This window comes from Methylobacterium sp. BI1, assembly GCF_056680125.1.
The window spans coordinates 4,315,436-4,334,823 of record NZ_CM155267.1; the positions used below are offsets into that span (position 1 = coordinate 4,315,436).

A 19,388-nucleotide genomic window follows, 5' to 3' on the forward strand; every position below is an offset into this window, starting at 1 on the left:
AGGGGGTGGCGTCAGCGGAAGCGCGCGGCGAGCGCTTCGGAGGTGCGGGCGAGGAGGCCCATATCCGAGCCGATCGCGGTGAAGCGGGTCCCGGCCGCGATGTAGCGGTGGGCCAGGTCCTCGTTCGCCGTGAGGATGCCGGCATGCTTGCCGGTGCCGCGGATGCGGGCGATCGTCTCCTGCACCACCGTCACGACATCGGCGTGGTTCTGCTGGCCGAGATAGCCGAGGCTGGTCGAGAGGTCGCCGGGCCCGATGAAGACGCCGTCGACGCCCTCGACGCCGGCGATCTCCTCCAGGTTGTCCAGGGCGCGGCGGGATTCGATCTGCACCGCCACGAAGATCTCCGCCTCGCAGCGGGCATGGTAGTCGGGAATGCGGCCGAAGCGGGCGGCCCGGGGCGCCTGCGAGAATCCGCGCACGCCGCGGGGGGCGTAGCGAGTGGCGGCGACGGCGCGGCGCGCCTGGTCGGCATCGTCGATGTTGGGGATCATCAGCGACTGCACGCCGGTGTCGAGGATGCGCTTGATGGTGATGGGCTCGTCGCTCGGCACCCGGACCATGGCGTGGGCCCGGCTCTCCATCATCGACTGCACCTGGGCGTAGACGTCGCGCAGGTCGTTGGCCGAATGCTCCATGTCGAGGAGCAGCCAGTCGAAGCCCGAGCCGGCCACGACCTCGGTGGAGATCGGGCTGGCGAGGCTGCACCACAGGCCGATCTGCTGCTGTCCGGCGTTCAGGGCCGCCTTGAAACGGTTGGTCAGGATGTCGGTCATCGTCGCGTCTCCGGGACTTTGGCGTTCAGCGCACGAGGCGCGATTTATCGGACCAGGCACGGGCGCTTGTTGTCGAAGGTCCAGTTCGGGATCAGGAACTGCATCGCCGACGCGTCGTCGCGGGCGCCGAGGCCGTGGCGCCGGTAGAGCGCATGCGCCGCCTCCACCTCGGCCCAGTCGAGCTCGATCCCGAGGCCGGGCCGCTCGGGCACCCGCACGAGGCCGCCCCTGATCTGGAGCGGCTCCTTCGTCAGGCGCTGGCCGTCCTGCCAGATCCAGTGCGTGTCGATGGCGGTGACGCGGCCCGGCGCGGCGGCCGCCACGTGGGTGAACATCGCCAGCGACACGTCGAAATGGTTGTTCGAGTGCGAGCCCCAGGTCAGCCCGTGGTCGCGACAGAGCTGGGCGACGCGTACCGAGCCGGCCAGGGTCCAGAAATGCGGATCGGCCAGGGGGATATCCACCGAACCGAGCTGGATAGCGTGGTTCATCTGGCGCCAGTCGGTGGCGATCATGTTGGTGGCGGTGGGCAGGCCGGTGGCCCGCCGGAACTCGGCCATGATCTCGCGGCCGGAGAAACCGTTCTCGGCCCCGCAGGGGTCCTCGGCATAGGCCAGCACGTCGCCGCGCCCCTTGCACAGGGCGATGGCCTCCTCCAGCGACCAGGCGCCGTTCGGATCGAGGGTGACGCGGGCCTGCGGGAAGCGCGCGTGGATCGCGGTCACCGCCGCGATCTCGTCCTCGCCCGCGAGGACGCCGCCCTTCAGCTTGAAATCGTTGAAGCCGTAGGTCTCGTAGGCCGCCTCGGCGAGGCGGGCGACGGCCTCCGGGGTCAGGGCCTCCTCGTCCCGAAGCCGGAACCAGCCGTCGCGGGCCTCCGGCTCCCGGTAGGCCAGATCGGTGCGGCGGCGGTCGCCGACATAGAACAGGTAGCCCAGCATCTCGACGGCATCCCGCTGCTGGCCCTCCCCCAGGAGGGCCGCCACCGGAACGTCGAGGAACTGGCCCAGCAGGTCGAGGAAGGCGGACTCGATCGCCGCGACGGCGTGGATGGTCACGCGCAGGTCGAAGGTCTGCAGGCCACGGCCGCCGGCATCGCGGTCGGCGAAGCGCGTGCGCATGGCGTTGAGCGCGGCCTGCCAGTCGCCGATCGGCCGGCCGACGACGAGGTCGCCGGCCTCTTCGAGGGTCTGGCGGATGCGCTCGCCGCCGGGCACCTCGCCGAGCCCGGTGGCCCCGGTGGAATCGGTGAGGATGACGAGATTGCGGGTGAAGAACGGGCCGTGCGCGCCGCTCAGGTTCAGCAGCATGCTGTCGCGGCCGGCGACCGGCACGACTTTGAGGGCGGTGACCGTCGGGGTGCGGGACGCACCGCGAGTGGAGGTGGCGGACGAAGCGAAGCTCATGGACGTTCTCCCGAACCGAGTGCCGCGGCGTCTGCGCGCCGTCTGACGCCCTCGGTTCTAGGACCCCCGACGATGCCGGTCCAAACCAAAGGCTGGATCGATCGATGCCGGGAACGCATCGATCCGCCGCCATTCAGGTCAGCGCGTGCAGGAGCGCGCGCAGATGCGCCAGCAACGGCACGTCGTTCTCCTGCTTCCAGGCAAGGTACAGCTCGGCGGGACGGGGCGCGGCGAGGGCGAGGGGCCGGAAGGCGAGTCCCTCGAAGCGCAGGCGCTCGGCTGCGGCCGGGACCAGGGCGATGCCGATTCCGGCCCGCACGAGGGCGAGGATCGAGTGGATCTGCGTGAGTTGCTGGACGATGCGAGGCTGCAGGCCGGACCCCGCGAACAGGCCGATCAGCAGATCGTGGAAGTAGCTGGCCTCGTGGGGCGCATAGCCCACGAACGGCGCGCCGCGAAGATCTTCGAGGCTGAGGGTCGCCTGCTCGGCAAGGGGATGGTCCGCCGGCATCGCGACGATCAGGGGCTCGGCCAGCGCCCGCTCGGCCTTCAGTTCGGGATGATGGACGGGCGGACGGATGAAGCCGGCATCGATCTGCCCCGACAGGATGGCCTCGACCTGATCCTTCGTCACCATCTCGCGCAGGGACAGCGTGACGTCGGGCATCGCCTGCCGGCAGGCGATGACGAGGCGCGGCAGGAAGTCGTAGGCCGAGGCGGCGGTGAACCCGAGCTTCAGCACACCCGCCCGTCCGGCCGCGACCTGCCGGGTGACGTAGGTGGCGGTCTCCGCCAGTCTCAGGATGCGCAGGGCTTCGGGGAGGAAGCTGCGGCCGGCGGCGGTGAGCCGGACCGAGCGGCTGGTCCGGTCGAGAAGCTGGACGTCGAGCACCCGCTCCAGCACCTGGATCTGCCGGGACAGCGGCGGCTGGGTCATGTTCAGCCGCGCCGCCGCGCGACCGAAATGCAGTTCCTCCGCGACGGCGGCGAAGCAGCGGAGTTGGCCGAAATCGAGCATCTTGCCTCGCGACGACGATGCGGCCGCGGGTCTCCCCACGGCCGCGTTGCGCGTGTCGGTTCGCGGGCGGGCCGCCGGTCAGCGCAGCTCCACCCGTTTGATCTCGCCGACGATGACGAGATAGCAGAACACCGCCACGAGCGCGTTCAGCCCGACGAAGACCAGGGCGCCGTTGAACGATCCGGTCTGCTGGACGATGTAGCCGATGGCGATCGGGGTGGTGATGCCGGCCGTGTTGCCGAAGGTGTTGAACAGGCCGCCGTTCAGGCCGCCGGTCGAGCGCGGCGAAGTGTCGGAGACGACCGCCCAGCCGAGGGCCCCGATGCCCTTTCCGAAGAAGGCCAGCGCCATCAGGCCGATCACCACGGCATCCGCCTGGACGTAGTTGCAGCCGATGATGCTCATGGAGAGCAGCATGCCGCCGACGATCGGGATCTTGCGCGAGGCAGTCAGCGACCAGCCGCGCTTGAGCAGCAGGTCCGAGAGCCAGCCGCCCAGGATGCCGCCGATGAAGCCGCACAAGGCCGGCAACACGGCGGCGAAGCCCGCCTGCAGGATGGACAGGCCGCGCTCCTTGACGAGGTAGACGGGGAACCAGGTCAGGAAGAAGTAGGTCAGCGTGGTGATGCAGTACTGGCCGATATAGATGCCCAGCAACATCCGGTTGGACAGCAGTTGCTTGATCGTCCTGCCCGCGTCGGCGGGGGCGCTGGCGCCGCGTCCGTCCATGTCGAGCAGGGCGCCGCCCTCCTCGATGTAGTCGCGTTCCGCCTGGTTGATCCCCGGGTGGTCCTTCGGCCCATGGATGACCTGGGTCCAGAGCAGCGCGAAGGCGATGCCGAGGGCCCCCATCAGGGTGAAGACGTGGTGCCAGCCGTAATGGTGCACGACCCAGCCCATGAGCGGGGTGAACAGCACGGTGGCGAAGTACTGCGAGGAATTGAAGAAGGCCGAGGCCGTTCCGCGCTCGGAGGTGGGAAACCACGCCGCCGTGATGCGCGCATTGGCCGGAAACACCGGGGCCTCGGCGAGGCCGACGAGGAGGCGCAGGCTGAAGAGCACCGCCACGGCCGCGAAACCGGTGAAGAAGCCCACCGCCCCCTGCATCAGGGTGAAGGTCGACCACAGGAAGATGGCCGCCGCGTAGACCCACTTCGCGCCGTAGCGGTCGAGCAGCCAGCCACCGGGCAGCTGGGCGAGGACGTAGGACCAGGCGAAGGCCGAGAACACGTAGCCCATGGACACGGCGTCGAGGCCGAGATCCTTGGCCAGGGACGGACCCGCGATCGAGAGCGTCGCGCGATCGGCGTAGTTGATGGTGGTGGCGATAAACAGCATCGTGACGATGAGGAGCCTTACACGGCTCCGCTTCGCCGCGGTCATGACCAGACCGGCGCCCATGGCGTCTCTCCCTGAGAGCGGACCACCCGGCCTTCGCCTCGGTGGACATCGGTCATTCTCGAAAGCGCCCTGCGGGGACTTCGGCGACCGTTTGCAGGGTGAAGGCTACGGCGCGCCTCGGGCGATCGTCCAACTCAAAGACTGGATGGATCGATACCGGAACGGCATCGATCCGCGCCGGCGCAACGGGGTTAGGATGCCTACGGACGCGGAGGGGTGTGCCGCTCCCCGTCGCCTCTCGGCACTGGGAGGCAGGCCCGCGAACCGTCCGCGAAAAAGGCCTCCAGGACACGCACGAGGTCCGGGCTCGGCTTCTTCATTCCGTTCAGGAAGCGTGAGATCCGCGGCTGGTTGATCCCGAGCTCCCAGGCGAGGCGCGCCTGGCTCCAGCCGGTGCGATCGAGGAACTGGCAGACGTCGGCGGGTTGGACCGGCATGGCTCCACCTGGGGCGATGACCACCTGAGGCGATGACCCACCTGGGGCGATGGATTGCACAGAGGCTCTTAAGGGTAGGAGTGTCGGACATCGCGGCCATACGGCACGCGGCCTTAATCCCGCGCGCCGGATCACGTTCACGTGAGACGTGACAGGCCTCCGATTACTTTTGAAAGCCGAGCTTTAGCTACACCTCGCCACCAGAACGATCTGCGAGGAAACCCCATGCGATACACGATCTACGGTGCCCTGTTTGCCGCCCTCCTCCCGATGGCCGCGCATGCCGAGGGTGACGCCGCGGCGGGTGAGAAGGCGTTCGCCCCCTGCAAAGCCTGCCACGCCTTCGGCAAGAACGGTGTCGGACCGAACCTGACGGGCGTTGTCGGACGCAAGGCCGCGTCGGAGGAAGGCTACACCTATTCCGCCGCGCTCAAGGGCTCCGGGATCACCTGGGACGAGGCCAATCTGCACGAGTGGCTGAAGAACCCGAAGGCGAAGGTGCCGGGGACCAAAATGGTGTTCGCCGGCTACCCCGACGACAAGAAGATCGACGACGTGATCGCCTACCTCGCTTCCAAGAAGTAGGCCCGCGCGTCGCGCGTCGCGGACCACCCCGAACGTCGAAACGCCGCTGGATGTCTGTCCAGCGGCGTTTCGCGTCTCAGCGCCGTGCCGCCGGCTTACTGCGGCGCCGGAGCCGGTGTCGCGGGCTGATCCGGAACCGGGGGTGTCGGGCTCGGCGATGCCGGACTGGGTGACGTCGTGACGGGGGCTGTCGTGGCGGGAGCCTTAGTATCGGCGGCGCTTGCCACCTCGGTCGACGCCGTGAGCTCGGGATAGGCATCGACCACGTGCGCACCGTTCAGGGGCTTGCTCACCCCGTTGTGGCAGGTGGTGCAGTTGACCTTCGGCACGTCTCCGAGAACGCCGAGGCGGTTTCGCGGGAAGGTCGAGAGCAGCGGCTCGAGGTAGTTGCCGTTGATGTCCCGCACCATTCGGATGCCGTGCCAGGCGGTGGTCCGCTGCGGGGTGCTCTGCGACCAGTTCGAGATCGCCCGGGTGTTGTGGCAGAAGGTGCAGTTGACCCCCAGCCCCTCCGACATGTGGATCATCAGGCCGTAGGTCTTTTCCGCATCCTGGATCGGCTTGCCCTTGCTCGTGGGCAGCGCCGTGGTTGCGTTCACCCGGATCGCGTTGTTGTCGATGGTCTTGTCGGCGAGGTACTCGGTCAGGGTGTCGTAGGGCAGTGACGCCAGGCCAACCGACGGCGCGGCCATGTTCTGCCCGTTGTTGCGGGCGATGAATCCGCCCGCACGATTGGGACTCGGCTGTGTGAACCAGATGTTGGCCGGAACCGGCTGCCCGCGGTGGCAGGTGTAGCAGGTGACGCCCGCACCGCCGACATGGTTCTCCTTCCAGGAACTGTTGATGTGCTGCGTCATCTGCAGCATCCGGCGGGCGACCTTCTTCTGATACAGGCTGTCGTCGGCCATGTTCTCGGTGTTGTGGCAGTAGGTGCAGCCCTGCTCGGGGCTGACCCATTCGGTCATCGACGCCATCAGCCGGTTGAACTCGTTGACGCTGACGTTCTTGAGGACCTGGACGTTCTCGTAGGTCGTGCCGGCGAGTTCCTCGCCGGGCTCGGCCGGATCGGCGGGGGCCGGCGCGAGGTTGGCCTCCCGGATGTCCTCGACGGCCTCGCGGGTATGGACCTGCGCCATCGCGGTGCCGCGAAAGCCGTTCTGGTGGACCGCGAGGGGCGGCCGGTCCCAATCGGTCAGACCAACCATCGCCACCGTGAGGAAGAAGGCGATGGAAGCGCCGAGGACGGCGAAGAAGGTCTTCATGGAGCTCCCCCGGGCATGGTGGTGGGCGACACACTCAACGGATCGACGACCGGCGGATAGACCTGCGGGTAGGACGGGGCCACGCCGTGCTTCACGGCCCAGAGGTACCAGTTGTCGACGACCGTCCCGGTGAGCAGGATTCCGATGCCGCCGGTCAGCGTCGTCAGGACCGCGAACCACCAGGCCCAGCGGTGGACCGATTCCATGGTGGCGTTGAAGCCCATGGTCCAGCGCCAGAACAGGGCGGCGCGCTCGGTGGCGGTGCCGCGGTCGACGATCTGGTCGATCTCGCGCTCGCCGCCGAAGCGGCTCACCGCCAGGATGGTCCCGCCATGCATCGCGAAGAGCAGCGTCGACCCGTAGAGGAAGACGATCGAGAGCATGTGGAAGGGATTGTAGAACAGGTTGCCGTAGCGGAGCGAGAACGCGGCGGTCCAGTCGAGGTGCGGGAAGATGCCGAAGGGCACCGCCTCGCTCCAGGACCCCATCAGCACAGGCCGGATGAAGCCCAGCACCAGGAATAGCCAGATCGCGGAGGCGAAGGCCCAGGGCACGTGGTAGCCGAGGCCCAGGGCCTTGGCCCGGCGGAACAGCCGCAGCCACCAGAGCAGGATCGAGGCGGTGAGGAAGAAGCCGGCGATCAGCCACCAGCCGCCCTCGGCCAGCGGCGGAAGGATCTTGAGCCCGTATTGCGGGCGGGGCGGCTCGAGCGCGAGCCAGGGCAGTTGCCGCACGAACTGGACCGGATCCCAGTTCACGCTCGCCCACATGTTGAGGCCGATGATCTCGAAGGCGATCAACCCGCAGGCGAACGACAGCGCCCCGAGATAGCCGATATAGATCGGGCCGACCTGCGCGTTGCCGATGAGGCCGAACAGGTAGGAGTTGAACGGCGTGCCCCAGCGCTTGTCGACATCCACCGGGATGCCGTGTTCCGGCTCGATCGGTCGGACCTGCACTTCTGAGAAGATGTTCTGGTAGTAGGCCATGGTGTCACGAGCCTCCCGATTCCGAGATCAGCGCCAGACGGGGAGATTGAGCCACCAGCCCCACCATTCGGGCCAGCCACGGGTCCAGAACGGGCCGCTGATGACGATGCAGACCGCGCTCCAGAAGCCGGCCGACAGCGCCAGGAACAGGCCGAGCCGGTGGATGCCGAGCGTGCCGATCGAGTAGCCGATGGTGTCGCGGAAGAACGTGTCCTCGTGCTCGGGGGTCTTCACCACCTCGCCCTTGCCCGGATTGGTCGAGGACAGGATCAGCGAACCGTGCAGCGAGAGCGCCAGCGTCGTGGTGAAGAAGAACGTCACCGCCAGCATGTGCGCCGGATTGTAGTGGAAGTGCAGGTACTGGTAGCCGGTGTTCGAGACCCAATCGAGGTGCGAGAGGATCCCGTAGGGGAAGCCGTGCCCCCAGGCGCCCATCAGCAGCGGCCGGATCACCACGAGGGTGACGTAGGCGAAGATCGCCACCGCGAAGGCGAAGGGTACGTGGTAGCCGATGCCGAGCTTCCGGCAGATCTCGACCTCGCGCAGGGCCCAGGACGAGAAGGCGCCGACGGCGCAGAAGGTGATGATCTGCCAGAGGCCGCCCTCCTGGAGCGGCGCCAGGGCGAGCCCGTACTTGAGGTCGGGCGGCGCGATGTTGATCTGCCAGATGTTCCAGGTCGGTCCGAGCGCGGCGCCGTAGATGATCAGCGCCGTGCCCAGCACCGAGAAGAACAGCGTCGTGACCCCGAAGAAGCCGACGTAGAACGGTCCGACCCAGAAATCGAACAGGTCGCCGCCGACCAGGGTGCCGCCGCGGATGCGGTATTTTCGCTCAAAACTCAGCATCGCCATCGCGACCTCCCGGGCCCACCATCACGAGTCTCCGCGACGACCGACGGGGGGCCTGGCGCCCACCCGCCGATCATCCGTGTTCGAGGTCCTCTGTTGTCGAGGCCGCGCCCGTCAGGCGGGCATCGTCGGGAGGACCAGCGTCTGCGCGTTGGCGGCGCGCGGTGCCTTGGGGCCTTCCAGCCAGTTGAACCGGTCGGTGCTGAGCAAGATGAAGTGGATCAGCAGCGCCAGAATGAACAGGAAGGTGAAGAGCGCCACCAGGGTGCGGCGCGGATCGAAGAGAAGCCAGACCTTGTGCATGATGAGGGTCCTTCTCAGGAGAGCAGGGAGGCGACGCCCTGGGCCGCCGTCTCGAGGGCGGCGTAGCCCTTCGGTCCGGGCAGCCACGGGCGCCACAGCCACACGAGGATGTGGGCGACCACGGCGATCGCCGTGAAGATGATGAAGCTGGTCAAGAAGATCGCGTGGAACTCCTTGGCTTCCGGTTCCGTCAGCCCGGACAGGCTGCTCGGTTTCTCGACAATGCCATTGGCCATTGGTTCAAACCTCCGCTTTGACTAGCCGCGCCCGCACGTCCGGGTACGGTGGGTGTCACCGGACCGCTCGGTGCGGCCTCGGCGGTCCTTCCCGCCTGTTCGGACGGGAGGTCGATCGGGGGCGGGCGGAACGCCTCGACCCGAGGGCGAACTCAGCCCATGAAGACGAAGGGGATGGCCGAGACGGCCATGGCCCGGGCTTCGGCGAAGACCGAGCGCCGCCGCTGCGGCAGCGGCGTCCGGGCCTGCGGAATCACGCGCTGCACGAGGGCCGCGACGAGGAAGAACGGATAGGTGCTGGCCAGGATGATCCGGAACTGGACCTCGTCCTGATGCAGGCGCGACACCGGATTCAGCGAACGTTGCATGGGATGGGTCTCCTCCTGGCGTTCCGCGGCGGGACGCGTCCGGGTCGGGACGCGCGGGATCGGCATCGACCGGCTGGACGGCGCCGCGCCGTTCCAGCCGGAAAGGGAATGGGGGCTGAGGCCGGGATGCGCGCTCATGCGGCGGCTCCCAGGCTGGCCTCGGCGCGGGCGCGCTCGACATGATCGGCGATCACGCGACTTCCGCCCTCGCCGCGGGCGACGCGCTCGGCGGAATCCCGCAGGCGCTTGGCCGCCGAGATCCGCACCAGCACCGGATGGGCCTCGACGAGTTCGTCGAGGCGGGCGCGGGCGGCCTCGTCCCAGGGCAGCTCGCGATGGAGCCGCGCCGGGGTCGCCTCGACCTTGTCCATGTCGCGGGCCAGCGGCAGGATGTGGAAGAGCATGTCGAACAGGGCGTTGCAGACCTCCTGCACGAGGTAGGTCGCGCCGGCGAACCCCATGAAGGGCGTGCCGGTGTGGCGCCGGATGATCGCCCCCGGGAAGGAGGCCGGCACGAACACCGCGCGGGCGCCGGCCTCGGCCGCGTACATCCGCTCGTTGAAGGAGCCGAACAGCACCAGGGGCGGGTTCTTGGCGATCATCTCGCGAATGGCGGCGTTGTCGGTTTTCGCACCGGCCTTGCGGGATTCCGCGAAATGGCAGGGCAGGCCCATCTCGTCCTCGAGGAAGTGCCGGACGCCCCGGGCGTAGGTCTCCGAAGCCACGATCCCGAAGCTCGCCGTGCCGAAGAAGTCCTGCGTCACCGAGCGCCAGAGGTCCCAGACCGGCTTGATCGTGGTGTGCTTCTCCCGGGCGATGAACGGCTCGGGATCGAGGCCGAGGGCTTCGCCCAGGGCCCGCAGGAACCGCGTCGTCGAGTGGATCCCGATGGGGGCCTGGAAGTAGGGGCGCTCCAGGGCTTCGCAGAGCAGGCGGCCGAACTCGCGGTAGAGGCAGATGTTGGCGTCGGCGTTCACCAGGGCGGGCACGTCGGCGAGGTGCGAGCCGAGGGGAAAGACGAGGTTCACCTCGGCGCCGATGCCCTCCACCAGGCGGCGGATCTCGGCGAGGTCGGAGGGCATGTTGAAGGTGCCGTAGGCCGGCCCGATCAGGTTCACCCGGGGCTTCACGCCTTCCTGGCGCGGGGGCCGGGCCGGGATGCCCTTCTTGGCGAAGCGCCGCGCGCCGTACTCGTTCCAGAGCCAGGCCATGGCACGGTCCGCGGCCTGCCACTGGTCCTCGTCGATGGTGCGCGGCAGGAAGCGCTGGAGGTTGGTGCCCTCCGGGGTCACGCCGCCGCCGATCATCTCGGCGATGGAGCCGGTGACGACCACGCTGGGCTGGGCCGGGTCGAGGGTGGCGTGGGCCCGCTTCATCGCGGCCTCGGTGCCGTGGCGGCCGAGTTCCTCCTCGGCCAGGCCCGTGACCACGATAGGCAGCTCGTGCGGCGGCAGGGCGTCGGTGTAGTGCAGCACCGAGGTCACCGGCAGGTTCTCGCAGCCCACCGGGCCGTCGATGACGACCTGCAGGCCCTTGATGGCGGTGAAGACGTAGACGGCGCCCCAGTAGCCGCCGGCCCGGTCGTGATCGAGGACGAGCATCAGGCCATCTCCCCGATCGGCGAATGGTCGAAGGTTCCTTGGGTGGGCTTCGCCCGCGTCGCCGAGGCGACGTTGCGGCGGAGCTTTGGCACGTCTTCCCAGATCCCCGCGGCATGGCCTTCGCCGACGCCGTCGAAGAAGTCCCGCATGGCGTCGAAACGCGCGCGGTTGCCCAGGGCCGCGTTGATGACCTTGGCCAGGGAGCCGGCACCCGCCACGCCCATGAGCGGGCGGGCCGAGATCAGGTTGGTGAAGTAGAGGGCGGGAATCCCGAGCGCCTTGGCCTTCTGCACCACTGGGGTGGTGCCGATGGCCAGATCCGGCCAGACGTCCATCAGGGCCGCGAGGTCGTCCTCCAGGGACGCCCGGTAGCGCACCGTCACGCCCCGGGCCTCGAGCCAGTCCCGGTCGGCCTCGGAATGGGGCGTGCGCGGGCAGGCGGTGCCCACGTAGGCGAGCTCGGCACCGCTCTCGACGAGGAGGCGGCCGACCAGCAGCTCGGAGCCCTCGTAGCCCGACAGGGTGATCCGGCCCCGGATCGGGTTGGCGCCGAGCGCCCCCCGGATCATCGGCAGGACCCGGTTCTTGGCGGCCTCCACCGTGGCGCGCGGCACGGCGCAGGCTTCCCCGATCCGGTCGAGCCAGTCGGCCGTGCCGTCGTGCCCGACGGGGGCGGACCCGACGACCGGCCGTCCGGCGGCCGCGAACTCGCGCAGGGACGCGGTGTAGAACGGGTGGATCGCCGCCACGGCGGTGCAGTCCAGGGCGGCGTAGAGCTCGCGCCATTCCCGGGTCGGAACCACCGGGCCGGCGCTGAGCCCTAACGGCTCCAGCAGGCCGCCGATCACCACCGGGTCGGCGGGGAACATCTCGCCGAGAAGCGCGACGGTGGGACGCTCGGACCGGCCGGCACGGGGGGCCTGCACCGGTCCCTGCTCGGCCTCGGTCCGGGCGAATTTCAGCATCGCGCCGGCCAGGACGTCCTTGGCCTCGGCATGGGTCGGGACACCGAAGCCCGGAACGTCGATGCCGATGATGCGGACGCCGTCGATCTCCTTCGGCAGCAGGCGGAGCGGCACGCCGGAGGCGGTCGGCACGCAGAGGTTGATGACGACGACGGCGTCGTAATCGGCCGGCTTGGCGACCTGGAACACCGCCTCGCGGATGTCCTCGAACAGCTTGCCGGTGACCAGGGTCTCGGAGTTGAAGGGCACGTAGCCCACGCTTCGCTTGGCGCCGTAGAAGTGCGACGTGAAGGTCAGGCCGTAGACGCAGCAGGCCGAGCCGGAGAGGATCGTCGCCGTCCGGCGCATCCGCAGTCCGACCCGGAGCGAGCCGAAGGCCGGGCACATGCTCTGGGGCTGGTCGTGCGGGCCGGTGGGGTAGTCCCGTGCGTAGGTCTCAAGGGTCTCGCTCAGGCCCGCCGCCTGGGCGGCCGCCCGCATCGCATCCTTGCCGGCGTGGCAGCCGTGGCCGTCCTCGCGCGCGGCGGCCAGGTTCACCACCTCGGCGGGCGCCGTGACGGGTCCCAGGGTCGAGGCGGGGCGCTCCCGGCGGGCGCGGAGATCGGCGATGTCGAGGGTGACGGCCATGATGCGTCAGACCTCGTCGTAGACGACTTCGAGGGACGGCTTCACGACCTGCGTCGTGCCGCACATGTCCTCGAAGGTGGCGGGCACCAGGGTGACGCCCCGGCCGACGGCCTCGCCCTTGAACAGGCCGAGCAGGCCGTCCTGGCTGAGGGGGGTCGGATGGTTGGGCGCCGCCGCGTGGACGTTCTGCGCCAAGTCGGCGAACAGGGAGCCCCATTGGCTCTCGGGCCGGCCGATGATCTCGTAGTTCGCGCTCTTCCTGCGGATGTCGTCGTCGGCCGGGATCGAGGCCAGGACCGGGATGCCGACCGCGGCGGCGAAGGCCTGGGCCTCGCCGGTGCCGTCGTCCTTGTTGATGACGAGGCCGCCGACCCCGACATTGCCGCCGAGCTTGCGGAAGTATTCCACCGCCGAGCAGACGTTGTTGGCAACGTAGAGCGACTGGAGGTCGTTCGAACCGACGACGATGACCTTCTGGCACATGTCGCGGGCGATCGGCAGGCCGAAGCCGCCGCAGACCACGTCGCCGAGGAAGTCGAGCAGGACGTAGTCGAAGCCCCAGTCGTGGAAGCCGAGCTTCTCCAGGAGCTCGAAGCCGTGGATGATGCCGCGTCCGCCGCAGCCGCGCCCGACCTCGGGGCCGCCGAGCTCCATGGCGTAGACGCCGTCGCGCTTGAAGCAGACGTCGCCGATCGCAACCTGCTCGCCCGCGAGCTTCTTCTTCGTCGAGGTCTCGATGATGGTCGGGCAGGCGCGCCCGCCGAACAGCAGCGAAGTGGTGTCGCTCTTCGGGTCGCAGCCGATCAGCAGGACCTTCTTGCCCTGCTGGGCCATCATGTAGCTGAGATTGGCGAGGGTGAACGACTTGCCGATGCCGCCCTTGCCGTAGATCGCGATGATCTGCGTGGCTTTCGTGGCGACCACCGGCACGGGATCCGGCTCGATGCCGGCCTCGGCGCGCAGGGACTCGGAGGCCTTCAGGGCGCCGCCGTTCAGCTGCTGGCTCTTCAGCTGGATGTTCATGCGGCTCTCCAGTCCAGGATCATCTTCAGGCACGCGGGCTCGCCGAAGGCCGTGCGATAGGCGTCCGGAGCGTCCGCGGCCGGGCGCCGATGGGTGATGAGGTCGTCGAGGTGAAGCCGCTCCTCGGCGACGAGCGCGAGGGTCGCGGCGAGATCCTCCGGCCGCCACTGCGCGGCGACGCGGATGCGGGCTTCGCGCAGGAAGGCGGGTGCGAAGTCGAAGCCGAGCCGGCCCTCGTAGAACCCGGCGAGGACGACCTCGCCGCCGGGGGCGAGGCGCGCGATCCCCGCGTCGAGGATGGTGGGATCGCCGCTGACGTCGAGGATCGTGGCGTAGTCGCGCCGGGCATCGTCGTCCGGGGCGAGGACGGCATAGGATTGGGCGGTCGAGCGTCGGACCGGGTTGGTCTCCCAGACCTGCGGCGCGGCGCCGAGGGCCTCCGCGATCCGCGCGACGAGGCGGCCGAGGACGCCGTGGCCGATGACGAGGAGGGGCCGGCTCAGGTCGATCCCCGCCAGGGCGTGGCGTGCCGTGGCCGCCAGGGCGATCAGGGTTCCGCGCTCGCCCCAGGCTTCGTCGAGGGGAACGAGGCGCTCGCCGGCGCTGACGAGATGGGCGGCGGCGCCGCCGAACAGGCCACGGACCGCGCCGAAGCAGCGGGCGCCGGGGACGAACACCGTCTGGCCGACCCGGACGCCACTCTCGACCCCGGCCTCGACGACCTCGCCGACGGATTCGTAGCCCGGCACCAGCGGGTAGCCCATGCCCGGAAACGACGGCATCCGGCCCGACCAGAGAAGGCGCTCGGTTCCGGTGCTGATGCCGCTCCAGCGGATCGCCACGACGGCATCGGCCGCGGTCGGATCGTCGAGATGCAAGCTTTCGAGGCTGAGATGGCCAGGATCATGGAGGACGACGGCATCTGTCTGCATCGCGTCTGCCCTCCCGATCCAGCGACTCGGTTCGTTTGGCTTCGAACCTCTTATGTCATCCTAGATAGACACTTTAGAACGTCAAGCCAAACTTACAGTGAGGATGTCTTATCGCGTTGACACGAGGAGTCGCGTCAGCAGCGGGCGGCGGGTCGCGACCTCGGTGGTGCGCTGGAACCCGGCCTCGGAGAGAAGCGCCGTGAGGTCCGGTGCGGTGCGGCAGTGCCCGCTGCCCATCGCCAGGAGGTAGAGGCCGAAATACGCGTCCGTGATGGGCTCGGCCCCGGGCGTGCCGCTCATGGGCTCGGCGAGGACGAGGCGGCCTCCGGGGGGAAGCGCCGCGTGTACGGCGCGAAGCAGGACGCGGACGGTGGCGTCGTCGTGGTCGTGCACCACCCGCACCAGGGTGATCGCGTCGGCGCCGAGCGGCAGGGGGTCCGAGCGGAAGCTGCCGCCGAAGGCCTGGAAGCGATCCGCGAGGCCGGCCCGCAGGATGTGCGCCTCGGCGCGACGGGCCACCGCCGGCAGGTCGAAGAGCCTGAGCTGAAGCGAGGGCGCGACGCGGCCGGCCGCCGCCAGGAAGGCGCCCTCGCCGCCGCCGACATCCAGGAGGCAGCGATGCCGCCGCATCGGGTAGGCCTCGAGGATGTCCTCCGCGATCAGGGCCTGGGAGGCCGACATCAGCCCGCTGTAGGACGCGACCGAGTCGGCCTGCAGCTCGGCCCCGTCTCCGAGGGCATAGGGCCAGTAGCCGCCGAGACGGGTTGGCCCGGCCTCGCCGCGCAGGAGCGCCACGGGGTCGCGCAGGTCGTCGTAGAGCAGCGCGTGGTGCTCGATCATCCGCCCGATCGCCGGGTTGCCGACCAGGGCGGCACCGAGATCGGCGAGGAGATAGCGGCCGTCCGGCAGCCTGCGGATCAGGCCGAGGGAGGCCGCGGCCTTCAGGAGACGCGTCCCGGCCTCGGGGGAGAGCCCCATCCGATGGGCCAGCGCCGCGTCCGGCACCGGGCCGTCCGCCAGGAGGCCGAAGAGATCGAGGCGGACGCAGGCGAAGAGGGTCTGCGAGTAGGCGAAGCCGGCGCAGAGGTCGAACAGGGCGCGGGTATTCGCCCGCGCGATCCGCCGCGTCAGGGGAAAGCCGGCCGCCCAGCGCTGGAAGCGCGGATCGGCGACGAGGCGGGCCCGCAAGGCGTACCAGCGCGCCAGGAGCCCGCCGGTGCCGGGCCGAGCCGGTGGATCGAGGGCGGCGCCCCGCGTCACCTCACGCCAGCTCCCGTGCGAGGCTCGCCGGCAGGAAGAGCCGCGTCTGCGCCTCGATCTCGGCGCGGAGCGTTTCGGCGCCGGGGCAATCCGGGATCACCTCGACGGCCTCGCGCACCAGGCGCTTCAGCCGCGTGAGCGCCCCGCTCATGCCGAGGAGCGCGGCGGCGTTCGGGCGACCGAGGGTCGAATCGCGCCCGACGGGCTTGCCGACCTCCTCCTGACGGCAGGCGACGTCGCGCAGGTCGTCGGCCACCTGATAGGCCTCGCCCAGGCATTCACCGAGGAGGCGCCAGGGCAGCGACGGCGCGCCCGCGGCGGCCGCCCCCGTGACCGTCGCGGCGGCGAACAGCGCCCCGGTCTTGGCCTGCTGGTACTCGGTCAAGGCCACGGTGGGCTCGGATTCCCAGGCCTGGCCGGCGGCGATCCCGGACGGCGAGCCGGCCGCCCGGGCGACGAGGCCGACCAGGGCGGCGAGGCGCTTCGGGCTCCGGGCGGCGCCGCGGGCCAGGGTCTCGAAGGCCGAGACGATGAGCGCGTCGCCGGTGAGCACCGCCAGGGGCTCGCCGAAGGCGGCGTGGACGGAGGGCTGGCCGCGCCGCAGGGGCGCATCGTCGAAGCACGGCAGGTCGTCGTGGACGAGGGAGGCGCAGTGCAGGAGCTCGATGGCCGCCGCCGCGGCATCCGAGGCCGCCGGATCGTCGTCGCCGCAGGCCCGCGCCACGGACAGGCACAGGCGTGGGCGGATCCGGTGCCCCCCGGGGAAGACGGCGTAGCGGATCGACTCTGCGAGGCGGGGCGGCGCGCCGGGTGCCTCCAGGTGCGAGACAGCGGCGTCGAGGGCTTGCTCGATGCGACGGTTGGCGTCCATTGGCCGTACCTCCCGTGTCACTTGTTCTTACCGACTCAAAGTGTCAGTATTTATTGACAGTCGTCAAGACGGATCCGCTTGACGGGAGGGAGCCGCGTGAAGGTCGTCATCATCGGGGCCGGGATCGGAGGGCTGGTGGCGGCCCTGCGCCTCGCCCATGCGGGCCTCGACGTCACGGTGCTGGAGCAGGGCCAGCGGCCGGGCGGCAAGATGCGGCGGGTGCCGGTGGGCGAGACCGCGGTCGATGCCGGCCCGACCGTATTCACGATGCGCTGGGTCTTCGAAGAGCTCTTCGCCGAATGCGGCGCGGATCTCGCCGGCCATGTCGGTCTGGAACCGGCCGCGATCCTCGCCCGCCATGCCTGGGGGCCGGGCGAAGAGCTCGACCTCCACGCCGATCCGGAGGCGTCGGAGGCAGCGATCGCGAACTTCGCCGGGCCGCGCGAGCGCGACGGCTACCGCCGCTTCCGCACCCGGGCGGCCGAGGTCTACGCCACCCTGGAGGGGCCCTTCATTCGCGGCGCGCGCCCGAGCCCGATCGACCTGACCCGCCAGGCCGGCCTGTCGGGCCTGGGCGACCTCTGGCGGATCCAGCCCTTCACCACCCTGTGGCGTGCGCTCGGCGACTACTTCGCCGATCCGCGCCTGCGCCAGCTCTTCGGCCGCTACGCGACCTATTGCGGGTCCTCGCCCTTCGCCGCCCCCGCGACCCTGATGCTGGTGGCCCATGTGGAGAGCGAGGGCGTCTGGCACGTGTCCGGCGGCCTCAGCCGCCTCGCCGGCGCGGTCGCCGAACTGGCGGCGGAGCGCGGCGCTGGATTCCGCTACGGGACCGCCGCCCGCGGCATCGCCGTGCAGGGCGGCCGCGTCGTCGGTGTCGATCTCGACAACGGCGAGCGACTCCCGGCGGACGCCGTGGTCTGCAACGCCGACGTGGCGGCCCTGGCCGACGGGCTGCTCGGGCGCGACGCGGCCCGGGCGGCGGAGCGCGTTCCGCCCTCCGAACGGTCGCTGTCGGCAGTGACGCTCTGCGCGCAGGCCCGGGCGGAGGGCTTTCCGCTGGCGCGGCACACCGTGTTCTTCTCGAACGACTACGCAGCGGAGTTCGCGCGCATCCGGGCCGGGCACCTGCCGGACGATCCCACCGTCTACGTCTGCGCGCAGGACCGGAGCGATACGCAGGCCCCGTCGGGCCGGCCCGAGCGCCTGCTCTGCCTCGTCAACGCCCCGGCCCGGACCTTCAGCCCCTCGGAGATCGAGACATGCGTGACCACGATGCGGCGGCGCCTGAGCGCGAGCGGATTGACCCTCTCGGAGACGGCGGAACCGGTGACGACGGGTCCGGCGGAGTTCGCGCGCCTGTTCCCGGGATCGGCGGGCGCCCTCTACGGACGGGCGTCCCACGGCTGGATGGCGTCGTTCAAGCGCCCGGGCGCCCGCACACGGATCCCGGGCCTCTACCTCGCGGGGGGGAGCGTCCATCCGGGTCCGGGGGTGCCGATGGCGGCGCAGTCCGGGCGGATCGCGGCGGACAGCCTGCTGCGGGACCGGAGTGGCGCCCGCGTTTCGATACGCGGGTGGATCGCGACGGCTACGTCTGGTGGTACGTCGATGCCCTGAGCGAGGACGGCCGCCAGGGCCTGACCATCATCGCCTTCATCGGCAGCGTGTTCTCGCCCTATTACGCCTGGGACCCCGCCCGCGACCCCTTCGATCACTGCGCCGTCAACGTCGTGCTCTACGGCGAGCGGGCCAACCGCTTCTGCATGACCGAGCGCGGGCGCGCGAGCCTCCACCGCGATGCCGACCACATCCGGATCGGCCCGAGCGGCCTGTCCTGGGACGGCACCACGCTGACGATCCGCCTCGACGAGGTGACGGCCCCAATACCCTCGCGGGTCCGGGGGACGGTGCGCCTGCGCCCGGCCGGCTTTACGCCGGGCCCGCACCACCTCGACGCCCGGGGCCAGCACCGCTGGTGGCCGATGGCGCCCTCCTCGCCCGTCGAGGTGGCGCTGGAGGAGCCCGGGATCGCCTGGCGCGGAACCGCCTATTTCGACACCAATCACGGCGACACGTCGCTCGAGGCCGCCTTCCGCGACTGGACCTGGTGCCGGGCCGACCTGCGCGAGGGAGCCGCGATCCTCTACGACGTGAACCGGGCGGACGGCACACGGCAGGCGCTCACCCTGTGCTTTGCCGCGGACGGAACGCCCCGCGACATCGATCCGCCGCGCCGCGTCGCCCTGCCGCCGACGCGGTTCTGGCGCATGCCGCGCGAGACGCGCAGCGACGATGGGCGTGCCGAGGTCGCGCGGACCTTCGAGGACACGCCGTTCTATGCCCGCTCGTACCTGCAATCGACGCTCCGCGGCGAGAGGGTGCGGCCGGTCCACGAGAGCCTGTCGCTGGCGCGTTTCCAGCATCCGCTGGTGCGCCTGATGCTGCCGTTCCGGATGCCGCGCCGGACGCGGTGAGC

Annotated in this window: 20 protein-coding genes; 3 read left to right on the plus strand and 17 right to left on the minus strand. The window is 70.1% G+C overall.

Going from position 1 to position 19,388, the window contains the following annotated elements; translation table 11 throughout:
* Positions 1 to 11 precede the first annotated feature (11 nt).
* The 5 genes from AC1MGR_RS20385 to AC1MGR_RS20405 form a co-directional block, all read right to left on the minus strand.
* Positions 12 to 776, minus strand: coding sequence for an HpcH/HpaI aldolase family protein (locus tag AC1MGR_RS20385; RefSeq protein WP_108035006.1), 765 nt, complete (start codon positions 774 to 776; stop codon positions 12 to 14).
* 44 nt (positions 777 to 820) lie between these two features.
* Entirely contained in the window at positions 821 to 2,182 is a 1,362-nt protein-coding gene (gene gudD / locus AC1MGR_RS20390) for a glucarate dehydratase (protein ID WP_480232741.1), read from the minus strand.
* Positions 2,183 to 2,315: 133 nt separating this feature from the next.
* Positions 2,316 to 3,200 (minus strand): LysR family transcriptional regulator, encoded by an 885-nt coding sequence (locus AC1MGR_RS20395; RefSeq protein ID WP_108035004.1) that lies wholly within the window; start codon positions 3,198 to 3,200, stop codon positions 2,316 to 2,318.
* Between the two features lie 78 nt (positions 3,201 to 3,278).
* On the minus strand, positions 3,279 to 4,601 hold the full coding sequence (locus AC1MGR_RS20400) for an MFS transporter (RefSeq protein WP_108035003.1): 1,323 nt from the start codon (positions 4,599 to 4,601) through the stop codon (positions 3,279 to 3,281).
* A gap of 200 nt (positions 4,602 to 4,801) precedes the next feature.
* A complete protein-coding gene (locus AC1MGR_RS20405; RefSeq protein ID WP_480232742.1) occupies positions 4,802 to 5,038 on the minus strand; it encodes a helix-turn-helix transcriptional regulator in 237 nt (78 codons plus the stop codon).
* Between the two features lie 225 nt (positions 5,039 to 5,263).
* Between AC1MGR_RS20405 and AC1MGR_RS20410 the strand changes: the two genes are divergently transcribed.
* On the plus strand, positions 5,264 to 5,623 hold the full coding sequence (locus AC1MGR_RS20410) for a c-type cytochrome (protein WP_480232743.1): 360 nt from the start codon (positions 5,264 to 5,266) through the stop codon (positions 5,621 to 5,623).
* Positions 5,624 to 5,718: 95 nt separating this feature from the next.
* Here AC1MGR_RS20410 and pufC read toward each other — a convergent pair whose 3' ends face one another.
* From pufC to AC1MGR_RS20470, 12 genes are all read right to left on the minus strand, one after another.
* Entirely contained in the window at positions 5,719 to 6,885 is a 1,167-nt protein-coding gene (gene pufC, locus AC1MGR_RS20415) for a photosynthetic reaction center cytochrome PufC (RefSeq protein ID WP_480232744.1), read from the minus strand.
* On the minus strand, positions 6,882 to 7,874 hold the full coding sequence (gene pufM, locus AC1MGR_RS20420; protein ID WP_108034999.1) for a photosynthetic reaction center subunit M: 993 nt from the start codon (positions 7,872 to 7,874) through the stop codon (positions 6,882 to 6,884). Before pufM ends, pufC begins: the two co-directional genes overlap by 4 nt.
* A gap of 27 nt (positions 7,875 to 7,901) precedes the next feature.
* Positions 7,902 to 8,726, minus strand: a complete 825-nt coding sequence (gene pufL, locus AC1MGR_RS20425) for a photosynthetic reaction center subunit L (protein WP_055956014.1) — start codon at positions 8,724 to 8,726, stop codon at positions 7,902 to 7,904.
* Between the two features lie 111 nt (positions 8,727 to 8,837).
* Complete coding sequence (gene pufA, locus AC1MGR_RS20430; protein ID WP_018043293.1) at positions 8,838 to 9,026, minus strand: light-harvesting antenna LH1, alpha subunit; 189 nt, start codon at positions 9,024 to 9,026, stop codon at positions 8,838 to 8,840.
* Positions 9,027 to 9,040: 14 nt separating this feature from the next.
* Positions 9,041 to 9,262 (minus strand): light-harvesting antenna LH1, beta subunit, encoded by a 222-nt coding sequence (gene pufB, locus AC1MGR_RS20435; protein WP_056273133.1) that lies wholly within the window; start codon positions 9,260 to 9,262, stop codon positions 9,041 to 9,043.
* Positions 9,263 to 9,414: 152 nt separating this feature from the next.
* On the minus strand, positions 9,415 to 9,630 hold the full coding sequence (locus tag AC1MGR_RS20440) for a hypothetical protein (RefSeq protein WP_108035083.1): 216 nt from the start codon (positions 9,628 to 9,630) through the stop codon (positions 9,415 to 9,417).
* A 134-nt stretch (positions 9,631 to 9,764) separates the two neighbouring features.
* Positions 9,765 to 11,231, minus strand: coding sequence for a chlorophyllide a reductase subunit Z (gene bchZ / locus AC1MGR_RS20445; protein ID WP_480232745.1), 1,467 nt, complete (start codon positions 11,229 to 11,231; stop codon positions 9,765 to 9,767).
* On the minus strand, positions 11,231 to 12,823 hold the full coding sequence (gene bchY / locus AC1MGR_RS20450) for a chlorophyllide a reductase subunit Y (RefSeq protein ID WP_480232746.1): 1,593 nt from the start codon (positions 12,821 to 12,823) through the stop codon (positions 11,231 to 11,233). The genes bchZ and bchY overlap by 1 nt, the downstream gene beginning before the upstream one ends.
* A gap of 6 nt (positions 12,824 to 12,829) precedes the next feature.
* Positions 12,830 to 13,846 carry a chlorophyllide a reductase iron protein subunit X gene (locus AC1MGR_RS20455; protein ID WP_480232747.1) on the minus strand — a complete coding sequence of 339 codons (1,017 nt, stop codon included), beginning with the start codon at positions 13,844 to 13,846 and terminating at the stop codon, positions 12,830 to 12,832.
* A complete protein-coding gene (gene bchC / locus AC1MGR_RS20460) occupies positions 13,843 to 14,778 on the minus strand; it encodes a chlorophyll synthesis pathway protein BchC (RefSeq protein ID WP_480232748.1) in 936 nt (311 codons plus the stop codon). The genes AC1MGR_RS20455 and bchC overlap by 4 nt, the downstream gene beginning before the upstream one ends.
* Positions 14,779 to 14,886: 108 nt before the next feature.
* The gene (locus tag AC1MGR_RS20465) at positions 14,887 to 16,038 is read right to left on the minus strand and encodes a methyltransferase (RefSeq protein ID WP_480232749.1); all 1,152 of its coding nucleotides are present in this window, start codon (positions 16,036 to 16,038) and stop codon (positions 14,887 to 14,889) included.
* A 1-nt stretch (position 16,039) separates the two neighbouring features.
* Complete coding sequence (locus AC1MGR_RS20470) at positions 16,040 to 16,909, minus strand: polyprenyl synthetase family protein (protein WP_108034992.1); 870 nt, start codon at positions 16,907 to 16,909, stop codon at positions 16,040 to 16,042.
* A 96-nt stretch (positions 16,910 to 17,005) separates the two neighbouring features.
* On the opposite strand from AC1MGR_RS20470, the gene crtD reads away from it, so the two are divergent.
* Complete coding sequence (gene crtD, locus AC1MGR_RS20475) at positions 17,006 to 18,529, plus strand: 1-hydroxycarotenoid 3,4-desaturase CrtD (RefSeq protein WP_480232750.1); 1,524 nt, start codon at positions 17,006 to 17,008, stop codon at positions 18,527 to 18,529.
* Positions 18,487 to 19,386, plus strand: a complete 900-nt coding sequence (locus AC1MGR_RS20480; RefSeq protein WP_480232751.1) for a carotenoid 1,2-hydratase — start codon at positions 18,487 to 18,489, stop codon at positions 19,384 to 19,386. The genes crtD and AC1MGR_RS20480 overlap by 43 nt, the downstream gene beginning before the upstream one ends.
* The last annotated feature ends 2 nt before the right edge of the window (positions 19,387 to 19,388 follow it).

Coding starts and splice junctions, on each gene's coding strand:
- AC1MGR_RS20455 (WP_480232747.1), bottom strand. CDS start 13,846: ATGAACATCCAGCTGAAGAGCCAGCAGCTGAACGGCGGCGCCCTGAAG.
- AC1MGR_RS20410 (WP_480232743.1), top strand. CDS start 5,264: ATGCGATACACGATCTACGGTGCCCTGTTTGCCGCCCTCCTCCCGATG.
- pufB (WP_056273133.1), bottom strand. CDS start 9,262: ATGGCCAATGGCATTGTCGAGAAACCGAGCAGCCTGTCCGGGCTGACG.
- AC1MGR_RS20440 (WP_108035083.1), bottom strand. CDS start 9,630: ATGCAACGTTCGCTGAATCCGGTGTCGCGCCTGCATCAGGACGAGGTC.
- bchC (WP_480232748.1), bottom strand. CDS start 14,778: ATGCAGACAGATGCCGTCGTCCTCCATGATCCTGGCCATCTCAGCCTC.
- pufC (WP_480232744.1), bottom strand. CDS start 6,885: ATGAAGACCTTCTTCGCCGTCCTCGGCGCTTCCATCGCCTTCTTCCTC.
- AC1MGR_RS20405 (WP_480232742.1), bottom strand. CDS start 5,038: ATGCCGGTCCAACCCGCCGACGTCTGCCAGTTCCTCGATCGCACCGGC.
- AC1MGR_RS20470 (WP_108034992.1), bottom strand. CDS start 16,909: ATGGACGCCAACCGTCGCATCGAGCAAGCCCTCGACGCCGCTGTCTCG.
- bchY (WP_480232746.1), bottom strand. CDS start 12,823: ATGGCCGTCACCCTCGACATCGCCGATCTCCGCGCCCGCCGGGAGCGC.
- gudD (WP_480232741.1), bottom strand. CDS start 2,182: ATGAGCTTCGCTTCGTCCGCCACCTCCACTCGCGGTGCGTCCCGCACC.
- pufM (WP_108034999.1), bottom strand. CDS start 7,874: ATGGCCTACTACCAGAACATCTTCTCAGAAGTGCAGGTCCGACCGATC.
- AC1MGR_RS20385 (WP_108035006.1), bottom strand. CDS start 776: ATGACCGACATCCTGACCAACCGTTTCAAGGCGGCCCTGAACGCCGGA.
- pufA (WP_018043293.1), bottom strand. CDS start 9,026: ATGCACAAGGTCTGGCTTCTCTTCGATCCGCGCCGCACCCTGGTGGCG.
- bchZ (WP_480232745.1), bottom strand. CDS start 11,231: ATGCTCGTCCTCGATCACGACCGGGCCGGCGGCTACTGGGGCGCCGTC.
- AC1MGR_RS20400 (WP_108035003.1), bottom strand. CDS start 4,601: ATGGGCGCCGGTCTGGTCATGACCGCGGCGAAGCGGAGCCGTGTAAGG.
- AC1MGR_RS20395 (WP_108035004.1), bottom strand. CDS start 3,200: ATGCTCGATTTCGGCCAACTCCGCTGCTTCGCCGCCGTCGCGGAGGAA.
- pufL (WP_055956014.1), bottom strand. CDS start 8,726: ATGGCGATGCTGAGTTTTGAGCGAAAATACCGCATCCGCGGCGGCACC.